4 protein-coding genes are annotated in these 5,838 nt (G+C 54.1%); all 4 read right to left on the reverse strand.

The annotated features are described in order from the left end of the window. Positions 1–74: 74 nt before the first annotated feature. Entirely contained in the window at positions 75–1,211 is a 1,137-nt protein-coding gene (locus IGR76_19510; protein MBF2080636.1) for an FtsW/RodA/SpoVE family cell cycle protein, read from the reverse strand. A gap of 289 nt (positions 1,212–1,500) precedes the next feature. Next, positions 1,501–4,674, reverse strand: a complete 3,174-nt coding sequence (locus IGR76_19515) for an AAA family ATPase (GenBank protein MBF2080637.1) — start codon at positions 4,672–4,674, stop codon at positions 1,501–1,503. A gap of 465 nt (positions 4,675–5,139) precedes the next feature. Next, a complete protein-coding gene (locus tag IGR76_19520; GenBank protein MBF2080638.1) occupies positions 5,140–5,388 on the reverse strand; it encodes an adenylate/guanylate cyclase domain-containing protein in 249 nt (82 codons plus the stop codon). Further along, positions 5,325–5,838: hypothetical protein (locus IGR76_19525; GenBank protein MBF2080639.1), on the reverse strand; the 514-nt coding region annotated here is incomplete at its 5' end. The genes IGR76_19525 and IGR76_19520, both read right to left, overlap by 64 nt.

Raw genomic sequence — 5,838 nt, forward strand, 5'->3', positions numbered from 1 at the left:
CATCCTGGCATTTTACGCCGCAGAGCGGCGGGGAATCGACCCGCAGGGATTGAAATCAATGCAGTCTCAGGACTCTATGCCTTGGAAAGGGGCGATCGCGCCTTATTTTCACGGGCAGTGTCGCTGGCTTGATCAATGGAAATCACCTCGGCAGTATTGCTTTCCCGTGCCACCCGCACCAACAACCCCGCCGTAAATAAACTCGCCAACATGGAACTGCCGCCATAGCTAATCATCGGCAGCGGTAAACCTGTTGTGGGGAGCATTCCCGTCGTGACACCAATATTGAGAATGGATTGCCCAATCAATAAAGTCACCGTTCCCATCGCTACTAGGCGATGCACTGGATTGCGCGTTTTGATAGCCACTCGTAGGCCAAAGGTGGTGTAGGTAGCCAGCAGAACTAACAGGATTAGGCCGCCAATCAATCCAAATTCTTCGGCGTATACGGAAAAGATAAAGTCCGTGGTTTGGATGGGCAGATAAAATAGTTTTTGGGTTGAAAGTCCGAATCCTGACCCAAATAGGCCACCAGACCCCACGGCAAGCAAACTTTGAATGAGCTGATACCCATCCTGCATCGGGTCAGCCCAGGGATTCAAAAACGAGATAATGCGTCGTCGTTGATAACTTTTGACACTAACACTCAGAACGGCTAAACATAGTCCTGAACCCGCCGCACCCATGAGGTAGGAAAACGGCAGTCCCCCGGCGAGGGCAATCATCCACACGAGTAAGCCACAGAGAGCGGCGGTACTGAGGTTCGGTTGAAGCAAGATGCAGCCTACGACGAAGGCAAAGATTCCTACCCAGGTTAGGCGGATCGACCAATTTAAGCGATACCAGTTGCCAAAGACGCGGGCGCTCTGCATCACGAGAAAGGGTTTGATTAATTCCGAGGGCTGAATGGCGACAGGACCCAGGGCTAACCATCGAGTTGCACCATTCACTGTAGAGCCTACGCCCGGAATCAGGGTCATCATAATCAACCCTAGAGCAAAGAGTAGCATCCAGTCTGCGATGGAAAGTAGCCGATCCATAGGACTATGGACAACGACGCTAAAACCCACCAACCCGATCGCAATCCAAATGAGCTGGTTCCGAAAGTAGTACAACCCACTTCCGGCTTCATGGCTGGCGACGGCATAGGACGCTGAAAACAGGGCTACTAATCCAACGAATAGCCAGAGCAACGTGAGCCAGCGCAACATTCGGGCTTCGAAGGCCCAATCGTTGACCGATGAATCGAAAAAGGGGAAGAGGTAGCGGAGCTTCACAAGACCTCAGCGGCTCAAACGCTATATATGGGTATAACAGATGAAAAGTAATCCGTAGCGTCCCAACATTAGCGTAATTCGCCGGAAAACACAAAGCCCTCGATACACACAGAAATATAGCTGTTGCCAGCTAGCTGAGGACATGGACATTTTGGTAGGGCGACGAAGCCGCCCCACCAAAATGTCCTAACCGATATGGCTAGCGCTATATCTGCAACTCGTCTTAAACCACCAACTGGAGATGGGAACCGGATTGGCTCTTGGTGACTTCAATGCGGGTCTGGAAGGCTTCCTTGAGGTGGGGCATGTGGGTGACGGTTAGGATACAGGCAAAATCGGAGGCGATCGCCTGAATTGCGCCGACTAGACGACTGCACCCGATATTATCTTGGGTGCCGAAGCCTTCATCGATAATCAGCATTTGCAGGGAGGTTCCCGATCGCTGGGCGAGCAGACGGGCTAGGGCAAGGCGAATGGCAAAGTTGACCCGAAAGGCTTCGCCCCCGGAATAGGTTTCGTAGGGACGGGTGCCCTGAATATCGCTGATCAGGATATCCAGGGTGTCAATCATCTTGGTGGCCGTCCGCGAGGAGCCTTTGCGGGCGCGTTGGGTCACGAACTGGACGTGGAGTTGGTGGGCGGTGAGGCGTCCGAGGAGTTGGTTGGTTTCGGCTTCTAGCTGGGGCAGGATGTTTTCAATCATCAATGCTTGAATTCCGTTCTTACCAAAGGCTTGCGCCAGTTCTAGATAAATGCGGTGCTGGCGGCGTGCGAGTTGGAGTTGTTGCTGTTGCTCGGCCTTTTGGGTGTGGAGGGCTTCGATGTGCTGGAGTTGCTGCTGCAATCGTCCCAAGGTGGCCAGATGCTGATCCAGGTGCGCTCGCCGTTCTTGCATGACGGTTTCTAGCGCAGAGAGGCGATCGCTCGGATCGGGGGTTTGCTGAAGCTGGTCGGTCAGCTGGCGGATAGTTTGGGCAACGATGGCGAGTTCGTGCTGGCGTTCGGAGAGGGTGGTTTGAATCTGCTGGAGGCGCTGCTGGTGGAGGGGGTGCTGTTGCTGAGCGTTCAACAACTCTTGATAACGGATTTGCCAAACCTGAGCCTCTTTGAGGGTGAGGCGGAGTTGAGTATGGTATTCGCTATCGTAGGCGATGTCGGCAAGCTGGCGTTGGAGAGACTGGATCTGTTGATAGAGGACGGATTGCTGAGACTGTTGGATCTCGGTTTCAAGTTCGGCGATCGCCTCTTCTAAAGTTGGGCGCTGTTCGTCGAGGCGGGCGAGTTGGCGCTGGGCGTGGGTGATTTCGGCATGGCGAATTTCGGCCCACCGCCATCGGTCTACGTCGCCACGGGCAAGGGCATGGGTGCGATCGTCGTAGGCGAGATCGTGGAGGGTTTGGTCGAGTAGCCGCCGTTCGTCCTGCAGGGGAGCGGCGTAGGTTTTGGTTTCTAAAACTTGGGTGAGTTCAGTCCGTTCGGCTTGTATTTGCTGAAGCCGCGATTCGGTATCGGTGAGGGTGTGAACCTGTTGCTGCAAGCGTCCTCGAAGTTCTAGGGTAGCTCCGTAGCTGCTGAGTTCTTGCTCTAGCTCACGATACTCTTGGCGCAGGACTTGAATTTCCCGTTCGGAGACGGCAAGCTGTTCGCGTACGACCCAAAGCTGCCGTAAGACCTCGTTGTATTTCTCCTGATGCCGCGCCAGGACGAGCTGCCAGTGGTGTTCATCTAAGGGGCGATCGCACAGGGGACACAGGGGGGAAGGCTCTTTGTAGGCTGCAAAGGCAGGTTGAGCCTGAGTTTGGGGCGTTAAGGTGACAACCTCGTAGACACTCTCTGTTTCAGCGGCGTAGCGTTCGGAGAGACTGGCTCCCTGCTCAACGAGGGGCTTGGTGGTGTCGGGATTCCAGACGTTGCCTTGATGTTTGAGGAGTCGGATCTTTTGATCGAGTTCTGCGAGTTGGGTTTCATAGATACGCTGATCGGCTTGGAGGCGTTCCATGAAACTCCGTCTTTCGAGTCCTTTTTCACGCACATCGTTTTGATAGGCGCGTCGTTTTTCTAAATAGTCAATCTGGGTCGCGACATCTTGAATGGCATGCTGAAGCTGGGGCTGTCGGCTGTGCTGGGTTTGGAGTTGTTGCGCGGTGGCATCCAACGACTCGATGCGGGCGATGATCCGGGCTTCGGCCTGGTCTATTTGGGTTTGGAGTTGCTGTCGTCGTTGGAGCAGGGGAACGGCTTTGGCCTGAAGCTGATTTAGCTCGGACAGTCTATCTTGCGCCTGCCGGAGTTGCTGGAGGGCGGCGGCGATGTCGTCTGTTTTAGCTAGGGTGCGCTGGAGGTCGGTGGCTTGATCGGTGAGGCTTTGATATTCGATCTGGGCTTGGCGGAGGCGATCGCCCAGTGCCCGGAGAAAGGTTTGATACTCTTTCTCTAAGGTTTGCAGCTTGGCCTGCGTTGCTTGGTGGAGTTGGAATTTAGCGCTTTGGACTTCGTCTTCGGTTTGAAGCTGTTGCCAGTTTTGATAGCCGTGGAGAATGGTGGGGGCGTGCTTTAGACAGTCCTCGATGTGTTGGAGTTGCTGTTGGGCGGCCTGCTGTTCTTTCTGAAGGCGATCGCAGTCTTGGGTGAGTTCCTGTTGCCGATGGTGCTGAAGCTGTAGGGCTTGCGTCCATTTTTGGCGTTGCTGGTGAAGGGTTTGGAGGTGCTTGGCGATGTCAGCGTCGTTGGCCTGTTGGTCTTTGAGGGAGGCTAGACTGGCTTCAATCTGGGCTTTCTCAGCTTGGAGTCCCTCCCCGTCCTGAATTTGGTGTTGAATGTGATCCAGGTTGCGCTCAATGAGGGCTATTTCGGCTTTGGACTGGCGCGATCGCTCTTTGGCTTCTTCGGCTAGGGTGTCGTACTGATCGAGCTTAAGGAGATCGGAGAGGATCTGTTTCCGCTCGCTGGGACGCTTCAGCATAAACTCGTCGGCGCGTCCCTGGCGTAGATAGGCGGAGTTCACAAAGGTGTCATAGTCCAGCTTCAGGTGTTGCTGGATGAGCTGTTGGGTGGCGCGAATGCCCCGTGCGGTCAGAGTGCGGAAGCCGCTGGGGGTGCGAACTTGGAATTCTAAGTAGCTGGACTGGTTACGCTGCCGACTGCGAATGATGCGATAGAGATGGCCTGCATGTTCAAAGACAAAGTCTACTTGGGCTTCTAATTCACCGAGGTGGATGACATCATCATCGTTGCTGGCGCGGCTTTGTCCCCATACAGCCCAGGCGATCGCTTCTAGCAACGACGATTTTCCGGCTCCATTTTCACCACAAATACAGGCAACATGAAGCCCTGCAAACTCTAGGGTTGCGCTACGATAACTCAGAAAATTTTTGAGAGTGAGCCGCTGTGGAATCATGTCGATCACTCGACGACGTAATCCAAGCTTAGCAGTACATTCGCACTTTTAGTACGAGTGTTTGGAAGAACTTGGTCGTTTTGCTGAAGATCAGGTCAATGCTAAGTATCCAGCGGACTCCGCACGCCTCGCCCCCGCGATTCAAAATATGGGCAACTTGGTGACTCGGCTATGGGAGTCTGACTGAGGTCTAATACCAACCGTCCATGACGCGGTGGCGTTACCCCGCAGGATAAAAATCTATTTTCAGAGCAATTCGACATGATCTGCCTACACTTATAGCTGTTGCCAGCTAGCTGAGGACATGGACATTTTGGTGGGGCGACGAAGCCGCCCCACCAAAATATCCTAACCGATATGGCTAGCGCTATATTTCCTTTATCTAGCGAATCAATCCTACATTTGCGAGGGGGAAACTAACGAGAACCCGCTCTTCCCGCCCTTGCCTCAAAAGGGTCTTCAGCCTTACCTATGCTTAGGTTGAGACACCGCGTAAACCGCTGTAGATTGGGCTTTGCCCTTCAGGAAAATGCATCCCATTGAGGTGCAGGAAAAAGCAGATGCAACTTGGTGATAGACAGATTCCGTCAGCAGCACTTGATTGGGTGACGCTGCCGAGGTCAACCGAGACGCGATGTTGACTACATCGCCTAAAATATTGAACTCTCGTCGTCCTCTGGGTTCTCCCACCTCCGCCGCAAAGACCTGATCCATGGCAATTCCAATCCGATATCGAAGGGCGATCGCCGTTTGGGTCGCTGGAAGCGGCGCAGATCGCCTCTTGATTTGCTGACAATTTCCAGCATTGTGGAAAAGTAGTGATTGAGGATGGTCAACAACCGCTCTGCTCCATCCCGTCCGGCGATCGCGTGGGCTTCCATCAATGCGGTAAATCCAGCGAGGTCGGTAAAGAGCAGCGTGCCCTCTTGCCAGTGCGATCGTGTCTGTCCGGGAATGGGTGGATTGCGGGCAACGGATCGGGGAACGTAGTCGCTCAGAATGTACTGAAGGGTACGCAGGTGGTGAAATACCTGAGTGAGATGCTCTGAAGATGGCTGAATCCAAGTGCTGGCATACAGGGGGGCTGGGAGGAGCGATCGCAATCGCCATTCAATCCCTGCGGGTCGATTCCCCGCCGCTCTGCGGCGTAAAATGCCAGGATGA

It is taken from the genome of Synechococcales cyanobacterium T60_A2020_003, from assembly GCA_015272205.1.
In the GTDB taxonomy this organism is placed as follows: Bacteria; Cyanobacteriota; Cyanobacteriia; order RECH01; family RECH01; genus JACYMB01.